The 16865-nt window shown below is 36.7% G+C and carries 14 protein-coding genes; 13 read left to right on the top strand and 1 reads right to left on the bottom strand.

Going from position 1 to position 16865, the window contains the following annotated elements:
- Positions 1 to 51 precede the first annotated feature (51 nt).
- The 3 genes from IGI38_RS07880 (at position 52) to IGI38_RS07870 (ending at position 2981) form a co-directional block, all read left to right on the top strand.
- Entirely contained in the window at positions 52 to 1323 is a 1272-nt protein-coding gene (locus tag IGI38_RS07880) for a UDP-N-acetylglucosamine 1-carboxyvinyltransferase (RefSeq protein WP_438728583.1), read from the top strand.
- Entirely contained in the window at positions 1323 to 2618 is a 1296-nt protein-coding gene (gene rho / locus IGI38_RS07875; protein WP_438728581.1) for a transcription termination factor Rho, read from the top strand. Before IGI38_RS07880 ends, rho begins: the two co-directional genes overlap by 1 nt.
- Positions 2619 to 2717: 99 nt before the next feature.
- A complete protein-coding gene (locus IGI38_RS07870; RefSeq protein WP_438728579.1) occupies positions 2718 to 2981 on the top strand; it encodes a type B 50S ribosomal protein L31 in 264 nt (87 codons plus the stop codon).
- Positions 2982 to 3658: 677 nt separating this feature from the next.
- Here the strand turns inward: IGI38_RS07870 and IGI38_RS07865 are convergent.
- The gene (locus IGI38_RS07865; protein WP_438728577.1) at positions 3659 to 5557 is read right to left on the bottom strand and encodes a PfkB family carbohydrate kinase; all 1899 of its coding nucleotides are present in this window, start codon (positions 5555 to 5557) and stop codon (positions 3659 to 3661) included.
- Between the two features lie 215 nt (positions 5558 to 5772).
- Between IGI38_RS07865 and IGI38_RS07860 the strand changes: the two genes are divergently transcribed.
- From IGI38_RS07860 to IGI38_RS07815, 10 genes are all read left to right on the top strand, one after another.
- On the top strand, positions 5773 to 6414 hold the full coding sequence (locus IGI38_RS07860) for an ECF transporter S component (protein WP_438728575.1): 642 nt from the start codon (positions 5773 to 5775) through the stop codon (positions 6412 to 6414).
- Positions 6411 to 7175: an energy-coupling factor transporter transmembrane component T gene (locus IGI38_RS07855; RefSeq protein ID WP_438728572.1), complete on the top strand. Its 765-nt coding sequence runs from the start codon at positions 6411 to 6413 to the stop codon at positions 7173 to 7175. Before IGI38_RS07860 ends, IGI38_RS07855 begins: the two co-directional genes overlap by 4 nt.
- A gap of 12 nt (positions 7176 to 7187) precedes the next feature.
- Positions 7188 to 8030, top strand: a complete 843-nt coding sequence (locus IGI38_RS07850) for an energy-coupling factor ABC transporter ATP-binding protein (protein ID WP_438728570.1) — start codon at positions 7188 to 7190, stop codon at positions 8028 to 8030.
- Positions 8020 to 8829 carry an energy-coupling factor ABC transporter ATP-binding protein gene (locus tag IGI38_RS07845; RefSeq protein WP_438728568.1) on the top strand — a complete coding sequence of 270 codons (810 nt, stop codon included), beginning with the start codon at positions 8020 to 8022 and terminating at the stop codon, positions 8827 to 8829. The genes IGI38_RS07850 and IGI38_RS07845 overlap by 11 nt, the downstream gene beginning before the upstream one ends.
- A 54-nt stretch (positions 8830 to 8883) precedes the next feature.
- Complete coding sequence (locus IGI38_RS07840) at positions 8884 to 10332, top strand: MFS transporter (RefSeq protein WP_438728566.1); 1449 nt, start codon at positions 8884 to 8886, stop codon at positions 10330 to 10332.
- Between the two features lie 27 nt (positions 10333 to 10359).
- The gene (locus IGI38_RS07835; RefSeq protein WP_438728564.1) at positions 10360 to 11307 is read left to right on the top strand and encodes a nucleoside hydrolase; all 948 of its coding nucleotides are present in this window, start codon (positions 10360 to 10362) and stop codon (positions 11305 to 11307) included.
- A 54-nt stretch (positions 11308 to 11361) separates the two neighbouring features.
- Positions 11362 to 12276: a ribokinase gene (gene rbsK, locus IGI38_RS07830; protein WP_438728562.1), complete on the top strand. Its 915-nt coding sequence runs from the start codon at positions 11362 to 11364 to the stop codon at positions 12274 to 12276.
- A gap of 281 nt (positions 12277 to 12557) precedes the next feature.
- Entirely contained in the window at positions 12558 to 13658 is a 1101-nt protein-coding gene (locus IGI38_RS07825) for a YncE family protein (protein ID WP_438728560.1), read from the top strand.
- A 193-nt stretch (positions 13659 to 13851) separates the two neighbouring features.
- Positions 13852 to 15465 carry a PTS transporter subunit EIIC gene (locus tag IGI38_RS07820; RefSeq protein WP_438728558.1) on the top strand — a complete coding sequence of 538 codons (1614 nt, stop codon included), beginning with the start codon at positions 13852 to 13854 and terminating at the stop codon, positions 15463 to 15465.
- Between the two features lie 2 nt (positions 15466 to 15467).
- Entirely contained in the window at positions 15468 to 16799 is a 1332-nt protein-coding gene (locus IGI38_RS07815; RefSeq protein ID WP_438728556.1) for a 6-phospho-alpha-glucosidase, read from the top strand.
- The last annotated feature ends 66 nt before the right edge of the window (positions 16800 to 16865 follow it).

Below are 16865 nucleotides of genomic sequence, written 5' to 3'. Positions count from 1 at the left end.
AGAATGGATAATGGTCTATAAACTTTAAAATAATTAATTGGGTGAAAATAAATGAAAAAAATCGAAATCCATGGCGGAAAGCCATTATCAGGCAATATTACAATCAGTGGTGCAAAAAACAGTGCAGTCGCTTTGATTCCAGCAGCAATTATGGCGGATTCGCCAGTTACTTTAGAAGGTGTTCCAGATATTCAAGATGTCCATTCATTAATCGAGATTTTGGAGATTATGGGTGCGAAAGTTTCTTTCGAGGATAATCGAATGGTGATTGATCCAAGTAACGTTGTATCAATCCCGATGCCGAGTGGTAAAATTAATTCATTACGCGCTTCATACTATTTTATGGGTGCTTTAGTGGGTAAATTTGGCGAAGCAGTTGTCGGTTTACCTGGTGGGTGCTTCTTAGGTCCGCGTCCAATTGACTTGCATATCAAAGGATTTGAGAGTTTAGGTGCAGACGTTTCAAATGAACATGGTGTAATTTATTTGCGTACTGACGATGAAGGGTTGACGGGGGATCGTATCTTCATGGATGTGGTTTCTATTGGTGCGACAATTAATGTAATGCTGGCAGCAGTAAAGGCTAAAGGTAAAACGATTATTGAAAATGCTGCAAGAGAACCGGAAATTATCGACGTAGCAACTTTGTTGAATAATATGGGTGCGAAGATCCGTGGTGCAGGTACTGATGAAATTCGTATTGAGGGTGTTGAAGAGTTGCATGGCTGTGTCCATTCAATTATTCCTGACCGAATCGAAGCAGGGACGTATTTGGCATTGGCGGCTGCGATAGGCGACGGCGTAACTGTTCATAACGTTATCTATGAGCATATTGAAAGTTTTATTGCTAAGTTGGAAGAAATTGGTGTGGAAATGAATATATCGGAAGACAGCATTGAAGTCTTGCCTTCAAAAAATTTGAAGACTGTTGATGTGACAACTTCGCCATACCCTGGATTTGCAACTGATTTGCAACAACCACTGACCCCTTTATTATTAAAGGCGCAAGGAACAGCTGAGATTATTGATACTATTTATTCAAAACGGGTAAATCACATTCCTGAATTGGTGCGGATGGGTGCGGATGCTCGTGTAGAAGGCAATCTGATCGTGTTGAATGGATCAAATAAATTACATGGCGCTGAAGTAGTGGCTTCTGATTTACGCGCTGGGGCTTGTTTGGTTATCGCTGGATTGATGGCAGAAGGAAAAACAACGATTTTTAACGTGGAATATATATTACGTGGATATGATCATATTATTGATAAACTAACGGCTCTTGGTGCTACTATCGAAATGATTGACGAGGAAGAGGCGGAATAATGAGCGATTATTTAACAATGGCGGAACTTGAAAACAAGACGCTGAAAGAAATTTATGCTTATGCAAAGGACTTTAAAATTCCTTATTATAGTCAAATGAATAAAAAGGAATTATCGCTGGCAGTGATTCGTGCACAGGCAGAAAAGCAAGGCTTCTTTTACATGGAAGGAGTCTTGGATATTGTTGGACAAGATGGGTATGGTTTTTTACGTCCAATCAATTATGGATCAAGTGCGGAAGATATCTACATTTCTTCTTCACAGATTCGCCGTTTTGGGCTAAGAAATGGGGATAAGGTAGCTGGAAAAGCTCGTCCACCAAAAGAGTCAGAACGTTATTATGGATTGATGCATGTTGAGAGTGTTAACGGCAAAGATCCAGAAGAAGCCAAAGAACGCCCGCACTTTCCTGCCTTAACGGCGCTTTACCCTGATAAACAATTAGTTTTGGAAACAACATCAGGTCGTTTGTCTACTCGAATGATCGATATCTTCTCTCCGGTTGGATTTGGTCAACGTGGACTGATCGTGGCACCGCCAAAGGCCGGAAAAACAACAATCCTTAAAGAAGTTGCCAATGGCATTACTGATAACTATCCTGATGTAGAACTGATCGTTTTATTGATTGACGAGCGGCCAGAAGAGGTTACTGACCTTGAACGCAGTGTTAAAGGCGATGTGGTTTATTCGACCTTTGATCAGCAACCGCAAAACCATACGCGTGTATCTGAGCTAGTATTGGAACGTGCGATGCGTTTAGTCGAAGACAAGCGAGATGTTGTGATATTGATGGACAGTATTACACGTCTGGCTCGTGCCTATAACTTAGTGGTTCCGCCAAGCGGCCGAACATTAAGTGGTGGGATTGATCCAGCCGCATTATACAAACCAAAGAAATTTTTTGGAGCTGCTAGAAATATCGAAGAAGGCGGCAGTTTGACGATTTTAGCAACGGCTTTAGTTGATACCGGCAGTCGAATGGATGATGTGATTTACGAAGAGTTTAAGGGGACAGGAAACTTAGAATTACAATTATCTCGTGAATTATCGGAACGTCGTGTCTTCCCAGCAATCGATATCAAGAAATCAGGAACGCGTAAAGAAGAATTGCTGATGAGTCCAGATCGTTTAGAAGAAATATTTAAGCTTCGTAATAACATGACTGGTGATTCCTTAGAGTATACCTCTCAATTTATAAACTTCCTCAAAAAGACAAAGAATAACGAAGGAGTTTTCAAAGCTTTTAAAGATGTTTCTTTCGGTGGGAAAACACCTCGCAGAAATCAAAAAAGATAATTGCATTGTCGAACCATTCATGATAGTATATTCATGTTGCAAATTGCAAAAAATAACTCTGGACCAGCAAATGATTCAGGGCAAAGGAGCGAAAAAACTATGAAACAAGGAATTCATCCAGAATATCATCCAGTTGTTTTTATGGACTCAACTACAGGTTTCAAATTCTTGTCAGGTTCAACTAAATCTTCACAAGAAACAGTTGAATGGGAAGACGGAAATACTTACCCAGTAATCCGTGTCGAAGTTACATCAGACTCTCATCCATTCTATACTGGACGTCAAAAATTCACTCAAGCAGATGGACGTGTCGATCGTTTCAACAAAAAATACGGTCTCAAAGATACAAACGCTGCAGAGTAATCAAAATTCTGTTCAAGCAGACTTTAACGAGTTTCCTATATTGGGAGGCTCGTTTTTTTGCGTAAATCATTTATTTTATTAAAGTTTAGGGAAGTTTTCAAAATTCATAACTTGATCTTACTACAATAAAAATGATTATGAGTGTTAAATAATTATCAAGCAAGATCAAGAGAAGATATGGTAAAACCCTGATAGAATAGGTGATTATAAGCGGTTTAAGATAAAAAAGCTTTAGTAAAAAATTGTCATTTAGGATTAGAACTAAAAAATTCTAGTTTTTTTGATTGCATGTAAGATGACTGCTTCCAATTCGCAGAAGGTTATAAAAGGAATGAAATACATTCGACATGTTTGTAAAACGCTGATTGTTTCAAAATCGAGTTTTACTAATTTTTCAAAAGAAAATCCATAAAAAGCTTTCCGTAAAATGAAATGAGCTTTAAGTATAAATTGAAGAGAATTTCAATATGATAATGTGTTGATGGAATAATCTCAAAAAACATAAAAAAGAGCTGAATCAATTATGCAAACTTCACAGATTGATTCAGCTCAATAGAAATATTTAAATATTTTTAAATCTACTACAATACGAGTGTATACGAGATTGGATAATCACTCTCATAAAGATTAGGATAAATAAAACTCTTCAAATAAGTTCTATAGAGAATACGGACAGTCTAATCTTTTATTAATAGTTCAGGATCTTTCTTTGCGATAAAGCTCTCTAGTGTCGTTCGATCAACCAAAGCTGTGGTTACGCCATCACGTGAGACTAGGAACCCTGCAGCATAAATCGCAATTTGGATAGCCTTTTCTAAGCAGTAGTCTCTTAACAAATAGGCTGACAGTGCACTAATAAATGCGTCACTTGCTCCAGTGCTATCAACTGCAGAGAAGTTGGCAGCTGAAAAATATTTTTCTTGTTCTGCGTTTTTTAAGAAGCAACCTCGTTTTCCTAAAGTAACAATAACATTCTTCACACCTTTTAAAATCAGAAGTTCAGCTTTTTCTTCGATCGTTTTGTAATCCGAACATACTGAAATTAATTCCTCCTCATTTGGAATAAAGTAATCTATTTTAGATAAAAGTGAATCTGAAATTTTTTTCGAAGCAGCAGGTTTTAATATTGTTTTTACGCCATTCTTTTTGGCTAATGTACAAGTCATTTCAACTGCATCTATTGGAATTTCCGTCTGCACGAGACAATACCTTACATTAGAAAATAGTTCTTGCTTACTTTTTATGATACTTGGCGATAAGTCAGCATTTGCTCCTGGTAGAATTGATATCATGGAATCACCACTAGATTCTACAGAAATATAGGCCTTACCGGTTTCTGTATCGTCCGAGCGTGTTAATCCCTCAGTATTGACACTGTTTTTCTTCAGCTCTTGAAACATAGTATTTGATTCACTATCGGATCCAACACATCCAATCAAACGAACTTGATGACCTAGTTTTGCGGTTCCAATAGCTTGGTTCAAGCCCTTTCCACCTGGTCGTTTGCTTAAATTAGATAAAAAATTTGTTGCACCGTTATGAGGAAGTTTTGAAGAATAGAGATAAGTGTCCATATTGATACTTCCAACAACAAGAATTTTAGGGCGCTCATTTTCAGCAGGAAACCCAATCGATTTTGTGTTATCCAAAACTATTTCCTCATAAAATGGTTTTGGTTCTTCATCTTTTGCAATTATGTTGACAAGCGTACGACATACATGCTCACCAAAATTTGTATTGTTGATAGTAACAGTAGAAAGGACATCTTGATAGTTTTCAAATTCTACTTCCGCATCATTCCGAATGGACAGTAACGAATAGTCCTTGGGTGCTTTGAGACCACTTTGCATAGTTAAATTATAGAGATCAATAGATTTATAAAAATCAGCAGATACGAAACCAGAGATTTGTTTATCAATAATAAAATCATTGATAGTAAGATCCAATTTGTAAACGACCATTGAATCATTAAACTTTATATTGTATTCAAAAAGAGCCTGTTTATACCCCTCGATAAAGGCGTCCTTATTACTGGCATTTCCAACAATACAGGCTATTTTTTTATGCTTTCTTTCAATCAGTTGTTTTGTTAAAAAATAGGCGATTTCTTCATACGGAAGAATATAGGATGTCCCAGTATGCCATTTACCCACTAATATTAGAGGGATATTTAAATCTTCAATGTGTTTTAAGTTTTTTAAACTACTTTCATTTATTGGATTCCAAATTATTCCTTCAACTTGCTTTGACCCTAAAGAAGTAATATTTCTAAGTTCTTGTTTGTGGTCTCCAAGGCTGTTAAAAATAATCGGACTATACCCCATTTGTTGCGCGTAATCAATCATTCCGTTTAAGGCATTATCCATATATTTATCTGAGTTAATCAATATACCAATCGAACCAGTGGTTGTTGTGGAGTTAATGGTAGATGAATAGGGAGTGTAATTGTATTCATGAACTATTTTTAAAACCCTTTCACGAGTTTCGTTACTAATGCTGGCGTCTTTTTTATTTACGATTTTTGAAACTGTAGATACAGATACTCCAGCCAATTTTGCAATATCTCTTATATTCATATACTTCTCCTTTATCCGCGTTATCTTTCTTCTCATCATACTCAACCAATTCAAAATGGGTCAAGGGTGTTTGTCAAAAAAGAATAAAAATTTTTGAGCTTCTAAAAATTATATTGACAAATCTGTTAGGCGATGATAAATTCTAATCAAGGAAAACGTTTTCCGAAAATGTTTTCTTGGATAGATTTTATCATATAATAAAAAGGGGAACTACAATGAAAAAGCAATTTCAAGCATTTCTCCATAAAAATTTTTCAACAAAAGTACTTGTATTGATACCAATCGCTGTCGGAATCAACTTGATTGGTGGCACTCTTTGCTCAGCATTAAAACTACCGCTGTTTCTAGACATGATTGGCACCGTTTTAGTAGCTTGTTTAGCTGGTCCTTGGGTGGCAGCGCTTTGCGGACTGATAACTAATCTATTTTTGGCAATTGTAACCAATCCAGTTTTCTTCCCATATGCACTTGTGAGCATCCTATGCGGATTAGTAACAGGATATCTAGTAAAGGCCGGTTTTTTTAGGAACATTGGAGGAGCGATATTTACATGGTTAGCCTGTACTTTGACAAATTCTTTTACCTCATCCTTAATCACTATCTTTGTATATGGTGGTGCAACAGGAATAAATACAAGTTCACTAGCAACAGCCGCGTTAATAGCTGCTACTAAAGAAATTGTGTTCTCCGTATTTTCAACATCATTAATAGAGAATTTGATAGACAAAGGATTAGTTTTTCTAATCGTATATTGGTTGGTAAAAAAAATACCTAAACGTTTTTCTAGCCAATATGCGCCATTAGATAATGCTTCACTGACAAATAGAAACAATAAAACTGAAGGTGAGAATTTGTGAAGTTAAATAATAAAATATATGGATTTATTAGAGAGTTGAATCCAATAACTAAATTATCATTAATCCTAAGTTTAGGAATAGGTTGTATGATCTATCCTAGTTCTTTTTTAGGATACTATCTGTTAGTAATAATTCTGATTCTTTCTTTTTTCATGGGATACGGTAGAAAAATTAGTTTATTGATCCTAGGTTTCGGAATTCCAGTTACATTTATGTTGCTTTTTATTCAAGGATTTTATAGTCCCCAAAATACGAAAATAATAGCTGATTTTGGTTTTGCTGAACTAGGTTTAGAAGGAACATTGTATGCATTAAAAATAGCTTCAACTTTATTGGTTTTTCTAACAACATTTTATCTTTTTTTACAGACAACTAAAAATTCAGAAACAGTCGCTGCATTAACTCAGTCTGGCCTAAATATGAAAATCGGCTACCTTATTCTTGCTAGTCTCAATGTTGTTCCGCAAATGCAAAAAAAAGTGAAAATAATTCAAGAAGCACAGGAATCTAGAGGGGTTGAGGTGACAGGTTCTTTTTTTCAACGAGCTAAAGCGTTTCTACCACTAATAGGACCGGTTGTTCTATCTTCTTTGACAGACGCTCAAGAAAGAGGCATGACCCTTGAGACGAGAGGATTTAGTATTAAAGGTATCAAACCAACAACATTAATCGAAGTTAAACAAGGTCCAAGTGATACATTTCTAAAAGTACTATCTATTTTTTTCCTATTGATTTGTCTAATTGTACGATTTTGGAAGTAGGGAGGTGTGTAGATGAATAAATTGGTTGAGGCAATAAATTTTTCTTATCGATACAATGAAGCTTTTGAGGTAGCTTTAAAAAATATAAATTTTGAAATCCAAACAGGAGATTTTGTCGCGATAATTGGAGCAAACGGTGCTGGTAAATCGACTTTATGTAATGCATTAGCTGGATTAATCCCGAATTATTTTATTGGTCATACAGATGGAGAAATAAGGATTAAGGGGGAAAACATCTCAGAACTTGGAGTGGGTGAATTATCACAAACGGTTGGGCTAGTTTTTCAAAATCCGTTTAATCAATTATCTTATACGGCTGATACAGTAAGTGAGGAGTTGGCTTTTGGATTAGGAAATAGAGGAATAGTGAAAGAAGTTATGATTGAAAAAATCAATAGGGTAGCTGAAATAGTACAGATTACTGATTTACTAAATAGAAACCCGTTAGAACTATCAGGAGGGCAAGTCCAAAGAGTAGCTCTTGCTGCTGCAATTATTTTAGAACCTCAAATTTTAATTTTAGATGAATGTACTACTCAACTAGATCCAGTAGGGAGTCAGCAAATTATGAAAACGGTTAAAAGGCTAAATCGTGAAGGCATGACAATCGTAATGGTAGATCATGACATGGAAAAAGTAGCTAGTTTAGCAAATAGAATTCTAGTTATGAAAGATGGAAATTTAGTGCTTAATGATACCCCAGAAGACGTTTTTGGAAATCCAAAACTAATGAAATATGATGTGAGTGTACCTGATTATTATGAATTAACTAAAGATTATCTTTCCAATTCGATTATTCTTACTGAGGAACAAGCTGTTAGAAGATTTCAGGAGGTGCTGATGAATGAAGATTGAAATAAAAAATCTCATACATAGGTACTCTTCTGGAGATATTGCGTTAAATGGTATTAGTACAGTAATTGAAGGAACAGAGCCAATTGCAATCATTGGTCAAAATGGTGCTGGAAAAACAACCTTTGTTAAGCATCTAAACGGTCTATTGCGACCTACCGAAGGTGAATTATTGATCAATGGTGAAAACATTGAGAAACACACAACAGCCTTCTGGTCTCGAAAAATTGGTTATGTCTTTCAAAATCCAGATAATCAATTGTTTTTGGAAAGTGTTAGAAAAGAATTTGAATTCGGACCAAAACAACAGGGAATATCGAAAAGAGAAATTAATGAAAGGTTAGAAAAGATTTCTGATTTAGTAGGATTAACTGATAAACTTTCTGTCCATCCATTCGATTTAAATGCGACAGAGAAAAAATTCTGCACAATCGGATCTATTCTCATGATGAATCCTGAAGTAATCATATTAGACGAACCTACTTGCGGGCAAGATATTCTGGGGAATCAGCGATTAACTAAGATTATTGCAGCATTACAATCAAATAATCAACTTTGCCTAACAATTACTCATGACATGAAATTTGTTGTAAAAAATTTCGATCAAATAGTTGTCATGTCAAAAGGAAAAATTCTAAAGAGAGACACAAAAGAAATAATTTTTTCTACGCCAGATATCTTAAAAGCAAGCCATATAAGTCCGCCACCAATTACAAGAGTGGGACAAAAATTAGGATTTTCACAACCTGTTTTTAATAAGGACGAATTCCAACAAGTTTTTGAGAAAAAGAGAGTTGAGTAAAGATAAATGGGTGAAGTTACCCTTTATATATATTAAGAAAGCGGGGATAAAAGTATGGATGCAACAAAAGAAAATGAGAAAATTATAGGTGTTCCGATACCAGAAGAGGGAAGTAAAGAGTTTGAAAAAATGAATCGAATGGCAAAAAAAGCTATACCTTTGATTTTATTGATATTTACTTTTGGTATTTTGGAGCAACAAGCTTTTGGTATGATTTTTGTCAATATTGGTCAACAATTGGGAGCTGCTAATTTGGCACCTCTAATTACTTCAATTCCAGGAATTATTTTGGGAATCGTCTGTGTAGTTTATGGGGCGCTGGGTGATTTTGTTTCATTGAAGAAAATGACATTATTTGGAGTAATTATTTTTGTTTTAGGTTCCATCATTGGATTTGGATTTGGACCTAGCAGTATTTGGGCAGTTGTTATTGCTCGTGTTCTACAGTCAGCTGGTGGACAAGTAGCAGGGTCGGTCTTTTTAGTTTTAGTATCAAAGTATATCGCTAAAGAAAATCGCGTTATCTATTATGGTATTTTTGTTGCCGTTTTCCGTTTTTCAGCTGCTTTAGGAGTTGTTGCTGCTGGGTACATTACGAAAATTGATTGGCGTTGGCTGTTTGCTGTTCCAATTATTTCTATTTTATTTATTCCTTCATTAGCAAAAAATTTACCTGATGAACGCGCAGAAGGGGCTAATATTGATTGGATTGGCTTCATCTTGATTGGTGCATTTGCTGGTGCGATGACTATGTTCTTCACTGATATGAATGCATTTTGGGCCATCTCATCTGTTGTAACATTAGTATTATTTATCGTTTATATTAATAAAGCGAAAAATCCTTTTATTACTCCTGAATTTTTAAAAAATCCTGCCTTGATTGCGACAATGTCAGTCATATTCATTGGATATTTTTTCAGCTACACATTAAATGCAGGAGTCAACGCTATCGGACTAAATGTTTTCGGAATTGATTCGGCAGAAGTTTCATTGTTGTTAGTGGGATCGATTCTATTGGCTGCTGTTTTAGGATTCGTCTGTGGGCCTGTTGTTAAGAAGATTGGGCGTTCAGCTGCTATTATTATGGCACTATCTTTTATGGGTCTAGGGTTGTTAGCTATTGCATTTGCGATTCCTCACGGTAAAGTTTGGGCACTGGCATTTGCGCCATGTATTTATTATTTTGGAACTTCATTCTTTTACTCACCAATTGTAGATACAGCAACTTTGACAGTTTCTCCTGAGGAATCTGGGCGTGTATTAGGTGTCAATGATTTGGTACAGGCTATCACTGGGTCAGTTGGTGTCGCCGTATTTGGAGGTATGATGTCTTCTGGTGTTATGTCCGGTAGTAGTGTCGTCGGTTCAGCAGCAGGAGCCGCTTCAACATATGCCAATATTTTCTTAATTGGCGGAGTAATAGTTTTAGTAGCGCTTATGATATTCATTGTCACCAAAAAAATGATTTACACTCATGGTGAAAAAATTCAACAAACTAAATAGGAATAATAAAGCATTGGAGGATTCAAAATGGTAAAAAAGGTGATTTTAGATTGTGATCCAGGGCATGATGACGCATTAGCGTTATTGATGGCTATTGCTTCAGAAAACATTGATTTATTAGCAGTTACTACATCAGCCGGTAATCAACTTCCAGAAAAGACATACATTAATGCGAAGAGATTATTAACACTTGCAAAAAATGAAGGAATACCTGTTGCAAGAGGTGCGAAGAAGCCGTTGCGTCGGGAATTGATTATTGCAGATGATGTTCATGGAGAATCAGGTATAGATGGTGCTGAACTGCCAGAGTCTACTATTGAGGATTTGGATATTTCAGCGAACGATCTGATGGCAAAAATTTTAAGAGAATCAGATGAAAAGATTACTCTGATTGCTACAGGACCATTAACAAATATTGCGATTTTCTTGTTATCACATCCTGAACTAAAAGAGAAAATCGAACTGATTTCCTTTATGGGAGGGGCCTGTTTTGGTGGGAATATGACACCTCATGCAGAATTTAATATTTATGTTGATCCTGAAGCGGCAGATATTGTTGTTAAATCAGGCGTTCCAGTTGCCATGTTTGGTTTAGATGTGACATTAAAAGCTCAATTATTCGAAGATGATATCAAGGAAATTCGTTCTATCGGAAATAAAGTAGCTATGACAATGGCTGATCTATTAGATTTTTTCAATTTAACAACTACACGACCATTTTGGGCTGATGAAACTCACGTTGAGGGTATCCATATGCATGATCCATGTGCTGTCGCTTATGTAATTGATCCAGATATGTTTACTGTATATCCAATGAATGTACAGGTAGAGACCAGTGACACATTAGCACTAGGTAGTACGGTGGTTGATTATGACGATGTCTATAAAAAAGACAAAAATGTTCAAGTTGCTTTTGATCTTGATTTAGAAAAATTTAGAAATTTGACGATGGAAACGATCAAATATTTTTCGTAAGATAATCTATTATTGAATACATGTAAGCGAAGACAATTGGAGAGAAGTGCAGAGATGAATAAGATTACTGTAGTGGGAAGCATTAATTTAGATACAACGATTCGTACAGAACAATTTCCAAAACCGGGTGAAACAATTCATTCAAAAGAAGTATTTACGAACGGTGGTGGAAAAGGAGCAAACCAAGCAATTGCAGCAGCCAGAAGTGGTGCGCATGTGAATTTTATAGGAGCTGTAGGAAATGATGACAGTGGAAAAACACTTGTAAATTTGCTTGAACAAGATGGGATTAATACTTCAGGAATTGATCAGTTAGGCAGCGTTAGAACCGGTAGCGCTTATGTAACTGTTGATGATAGTGGTGAGAATAGTATTGTAATCTATGGTGGAGCCAATCAAGAAATTTCTAATGAACATATTTTAGAGAATCAAAAAATGATCTCCACGAGTGATTATGTGGTTGCTCAATTGGAAACGAATCTTGAGAGTATTGAGAAAAGTTTTGAAATTGCTCAGAAAGGCTCTGCTTCTACAATTCTTAATCCTGCTCCTGCACCTGAAAAGTTGCCTGAAAAAATTATTCAAGCAACGGATATTTTAATACCAAATGAAATCGAATTAGAAACAATTGTTGGCATTAAAATTACTGGTGAAAGTGATTTAGTTAAGGCATCTAATAAAATTCATGAGTTAGGTGTTAAGATTCTGATTGTCACACTAGGAAGTAAAGGATCATTCTATTCTATCGCAGAAAGTAAATCAGGCTTTGTACCAGCTTTTGAGGTAAACGCAGTCGATACAACTGCAGCTGGTGATACATTCATTGGGGCCTTTGCATCAAAACTGTCTCATGATTTACAGAATATTGAAGAAGCAATAAAATATGGAAGTAAAGCCGCTTCGCTGACAGTCCAACGATACGGTGCTCAACCGTCTATTCCATATAAAACAGAATTAATGATTCAATAAGTTTTGACGGAATAAGTTGCAAGTAAAATATGAAACTGAATATTTTTAAAATTAACGGGGTAAAATTTTTAGTAAATACATGATGTAGGATTAAAATTGTTAAGAACTCAAAATAGTCAGTTGGAAATATTAGTATATTTTAACGAGCTTCCTAAATATGTGGAGCTCGTTTTTGCTTATGTATTGATACTTTATTTGTTGTTTCTAGAAATATTTGATATTGTTTTCTTAGAAAAACTTGTGAGAACTGTTTTAAAAGTAATCTGACTAGGAGATTTGATATGTATAAAAAAGTATTCAGAAGTATTTTTCTTTTATTCTCTTTTTTCTTTTTTCCATTAAGTGTAAAAGCAGATCATCAAGGACTGACTATCAATCACCAGAAAGAAAATATTAAACCATATGAATACTTTTATCACGCCGCTTTTTCTGGCAAGAGAGAGTACGATGATTTTGGAATGTATAAAATTCCGGGATTGTATAGCGCGAAGACACTCAGATTAGGAACGAATGATATTGTAGACGGTCGAACGATGACACCGCAGGGAATTACCGTGACAGAAAAGTATCTTTTAATATCTGCCTATAGTCACGATCATCAAGATCATTCCGTAATCTATCTATTGGATCGTCAAACCCATCATTTTATTAAGACGGTTGTCTTGCCGGGACGCCCACATCTTGGTGGGATAGCCTATGATCCGAAGCATCAACGGGTTTGGGTCACAACTGGTGGACCACTTGCAGGTCTGGCCTCCATTGACTTGAAGGAATTAGAATCTTATCAGCTTAAGAATGGCAGTGTTATTTCATATCATCAACAGATATTACTAAAGGAACTTTCTCATGCCTCAGCTCTGACTTATAACTCTGGTGTTTTGGTCGTAGGCTATTTTACGCTAGGTGAATATGGACGTATGGCGACCTATCGTCTAAATAGTCGAGGTGATTTAATGATAGCTGCTGATGAAAAAATCTCTAGTTTTGATCAAGGAAAGAGGGAGTATTCGGGTATGACACCTGTTCTGTCATCTCAATTTGCACGTTCGCTAGGTTCTTGGAAAACGTTGGATATGATCCAAGGAATCGCTTTTTATAAAGATTATTTGATAATGTCGCAATCATGGGGACCTGATCGATCAGGGAAAATCTACTTTTTTGATCTTAATAAGGTTGATGATTTTTTCTCTATAAAAGACGCAGCATTTGCGATTGACACACCGCCTTATATTGAGCAGATATCTGTAGCGAATGATCAGATTTTTGCTGTTTTTGAAGGTGGAGCCTGGCCGTATCGAACAAGAAATCCAGTATTAGTAGATCACGTTATCCAATTAGATATTACTGATTTATTGTCAAAAAAAGAGCAAGATCAAAAATAGTTTCTTAGACGCGTGATTTGGATAAAGTATTGAGTTAAGAGGGTTTCCTATCCAGGAAGCTCTTTTTCTATGTCACAATGCTTATGAAATGTGTTTCAGATAGTGAAACGGGTTGAGTTGTAAGCGGTATCCATTTATTTTTATAATTGTGCCCCGTATACTGAACACATCATAAAAAGAAGGAGATAAAGTGATGAAAACGAAAATCATGGATGGCATGCAAAAATTTTCGAAAGCAATGTTTGTTCCTGTGCTGATCTTACCGATAGCCGGTATTCTGATCGCGATTGGAAACGTTTTTACGAATCCGCGATTGATTGAGATGTTCGGTTTTTTAGATAATCCGATTACGATGGGGTTTGGCAGTATTTTGTCCGCGGCACTATTGCCGGTCTTAACAAATCTAGGGGTTATTTTCTGTGTGGGAATTGCTTTGGGATTGGCAAATAAGAAAAAAGCTGAGGCAGCTTTTACCGCTTTGCTCGGTTATTTAGTTTTCTTGTATGCGATGAACAAATTTATGGAGCTTAGAGATATGCTAGTGACTCCTGATCAATTACAAGGTTCTGGGCAAACGTTAGTTTTAGGTGTTCAGGTATTGGACATGGGGGTTTTTCTAGGAACTATTTTAGGTATAGTAGTTGCGTTAATTCACAATCGTTTTATAGATACAACATTCAATAATGCCTTTCAAGTATATGGTGGCGCACGTTTTGTCTTTATTGTGTTGATACCAGTATTAGTAATTGCAGCAATTGGACTTTCATTTGTTTGGCCTGTTATTCAACAAGGGATTGACGGTTTAGGCGGAGTTATTCAACAAACAGGTAATTTTGGAATCTTCCTTTATGGTTCATTAGAACGTTTATTGATTCCAACTGGATTGCATCATTTGATCTATACGCCGTTTTTATATACCTCACTTGGAGGTGTAGCTGAAGTCGGAGGTCAAGTATTTGAAGGGGCACGAAATATTTATTTTGCCGAAATTGCTGATCCAGCTGTGAGAGTGTTATCCCAAAGTGTGATTTGGGATGCACGAGGAATCTCAAAAATGTTTGGTCTGATTGGTGCTTGCCTAGCGATGTATCAAACGGCTAAACCAGAGAATAAGTTCAAAGTGAAAGCCATTCTGATTCCTGCGGTGGTCACTTCGTTTGTTGCCGGAGTAACAGAACCGATCGAATTTTCGTTTATGTTTGTGGCTCCCGTATTGTTCGTCATTCATTCAGCATTGAGCGGATTGAGTATGGTGGCATTGAATATCTTTGGTTCACGGGCGATCGGACCGAATGGGTTTATCGACTTTCTGCTTTATAACATTCCATTAGGAACAGAGAAGACCCGCTGGCCAATCTATCTTTTAGTTGGAGTTGCCTTTTTCTTCATCTATTACTTTATTTTCCGCTTCTTGATTGTTAAGTTCAACTTTAAAACGGTTGGACGTGAAGACGAGGATCAAGAGACGAAGCTGTATTCGAAAAAGGAGTATAACGAGAAAAACTCCTCAGTTCCAGCTGAAGGTGCTTTAGCAGCTCCCACATCGGATGAAGAATTATCAGGGAAAATAGTGGAAGGACTAGGTGGCGCAGAAAATATTAAGACGATTGATAATTGCTACACTCGTCTGAGATTGAAGCTAGCGAAACCAGAATTAGTGGATGAGGGCTTATTAAAAAATCAGACCCAAGCAAAAGGCGTTATTAGCAATGGCGAAAATGTCCACGTGGTCTACGGATTAACAGTGCCTCAGGTCCGGGAAAAACTAGAGAAATATTTAGGCAGAGACAATGGAGGAGACGAATAGTGATGAAAAATTTTTCAGTAGTAATTGCCGGCGGTGGGAGTACCTTTACTCCAGGAATCGTCATGATGATGTTAGATAATTTGGAGCGTTTTCCATTACGAACACTGAAACTCTATGATAATGATGGCAATCGGCAAGGGATTCTTGGTGAGGCTTTAGAGATTTTATTAAAAGAGCAGGCACCTGAGATTGACTTCTTATATACGACTGATCCAGAAATTGCTTTCACAGATGTCGATTTCTGTATGGCTCATATTCGTGTAGGAAAATATGCGATGCGTGAGAAGGATGAAAAAGTCCCATTGCGTCATGGTGTTTTTGGACAAGAGACTTGTGGACCTGGTGGAATCGCCTACGGTATGCGTAGTATTACTGGCATGCTGGAGATTATCGATTATATGGAAAAATATTCGCCGGAATGCTGGATGTTGAATTATTCTAATCCAGCGGCAATTGTGGCGGAGGCTTGTCGCGTATTAAGGCCCGATTCAAAAGTCTTGAATATTTGTGATATGCCGGTAGGAACTTTACGTCGGATGTCGCAGATCATTGGCAAGACACCAGAAGAATTAGAAGTAAGCTATTTTGGTTTGAATCATTTTGGTTGGTGGACCAGCGTCAAGGACAAAGAGGGTCATGAGTATCTTGATCAAATTCGTGCTTATGTTTCTGAACATGGTTATTTGACTCAAGTTGAGGTGGATACTCAACATACAGATCCTAGCTGGCAGGAAACTCACAAAAAGGCTAAAGATATTTTAGCGGTTACGCCAGAATACCTACCGAATACCTATTTGAAATATTATTTGTACCCTGATTATGTCTTTGAGCATATGAAGAATCATCCAGAGTTCACTCGTGCCAATGAAGTGATGGAAGGACGAGAAAAAAACGTCTTCGATCATGCACGTCAAATTATCGCGAATCAATCCGCAGAAGGGATTGCTTTTGATATTGATGCTCATGCGACCTTCATCGTTGACTTGGCTCGAGCCATCGCCTTCAATACCCATGAACGCATGGTAATGATCGTAGAAAATAATGGTGCGATCGCGAATTTCCCTGATGATGCAATGGTTGAAGTTCCATGTATTGTTGGAACAGATGGACCTGAAGCGTTAACTCAAGGACAAATTCCAGCTTTTCAGCAAGCACTAATGATCCAACAGGTCACGGTTGAAAAAATAGTTGTTGAAGCTTATGTAGAAAATAGTTATCAAAAAATGTGGCAGGCGTTAACCTTATCTAAAACAGTTCCAAGTGCACAGGTCGCCAAAGAACTATTGGATGATCTAATTATTGAAAATGGTGATACCTGGCCAAAACTATATTAATTAATAAGGGACGTAACAGCAGCGACTTAAGTGGATACGTTGTTGTTATGATCCCTTTTTCTAAAA

Origin of the sequence: Enterococcus sp. AZ128, from assembly GCF_051714485.1 — a bacterium.
GTDB lineage: Bacteria > Bacillota > Bacilli > Lactobacillales > Enterococcaceae > Enterococcus_A.
This window is presented reverse-complemented; position numbering and strand designations above follow the sequence as displayed.

Bases quoted from the DNA above. Each gene is read 5' to 3' on its own strand.
- IGI38_RS07880 (WP_438728583.1), top strand. From the start codon at position 52: ATGAAAAAAATCGAAATCCATGGCGGAAAGCCATTATCAGGCAATATT.
- rho (WP_438728581.1), top strand. From the start codon at position 1,323: ATGAGCGATTATTTAACAATGGCGGAACTTGAAAACAAGACGCTGAAA.
- IGI38_RS07870 (WP_438728579.1), top strand. From the start codon at position 2,718: ATGAAACAAGGAATTCATCCAGAATATCATCCAGTTGTTTTTATGGAC.
- IGI38_RS07865 (WP_438728577.1), bottom strand. From the start codon at position 5,557: ATGAATATAAGAGATATTGCAAAATTGGCTGGAGTATCTGTATCTACA.
- IGI38_RS07860 (WP_438728575.1), top strand. From the start codon at position 5,773: ATGAAAAAGCAATTTCAAGCATTTCTCCATAAAAATTTTTCAACAAAA.
- IGI38_RS07850 (WP_438728570.1), top strand. From the start codon at position 7,188: ATGAATAAATTGGTTGAGGCAATAAATTTTTCTTATCGATACAATGAA.
- IGI38_RS07845 (WP_438728568.1), top strand. From the start codon at position 8,020: ATGAAGATTGAAATAAAAAATCTCATACATAGGTACTCTTCTGGAGAT.
- IGI38_RS07840 (WP_438728566.1), top strand. From the start codon at position 8,884: ATGGATGCAACAAAAGAAAATGAGAAAATTATAGGTGTTCCGATACCA.
- IGI38_RS07835 (WP_438728564.1), top strand. From the start codon at position 10,360: ATGGTAAAAAAGGTGATTTTAGATTGTGATCCAGGGCATGATGACGCA.
- rbsK (WP_438728562.1), top strand. From the start codon at position 11,362: ATGAATAAGATTACTGTAGTGGGAAGCATTAATTTAGATACAACGATT.
- IGI38_RS07825 (WP_438728560.1), top strand. From the start codon at position 12,558: ATGTATAAAAAAGTATTCAGAAGTATTTTTCTTTTATTCTCTTTTTTC.
- IGI38_RS07820 (WP_438728558.1), top strand. From the start codon at position 13,852: ATGAAAACGAAAATCATGGATGGCATGCAAAAATTTTCGAAAGCAATG.
- IGI38_RS07815 (WP_438728556.1), top strand. From the start codon at position 15,468: ATGAAAAATTTTTCAGTAGTAATTGCCGGCGGTGGGAGTACCTTTACT.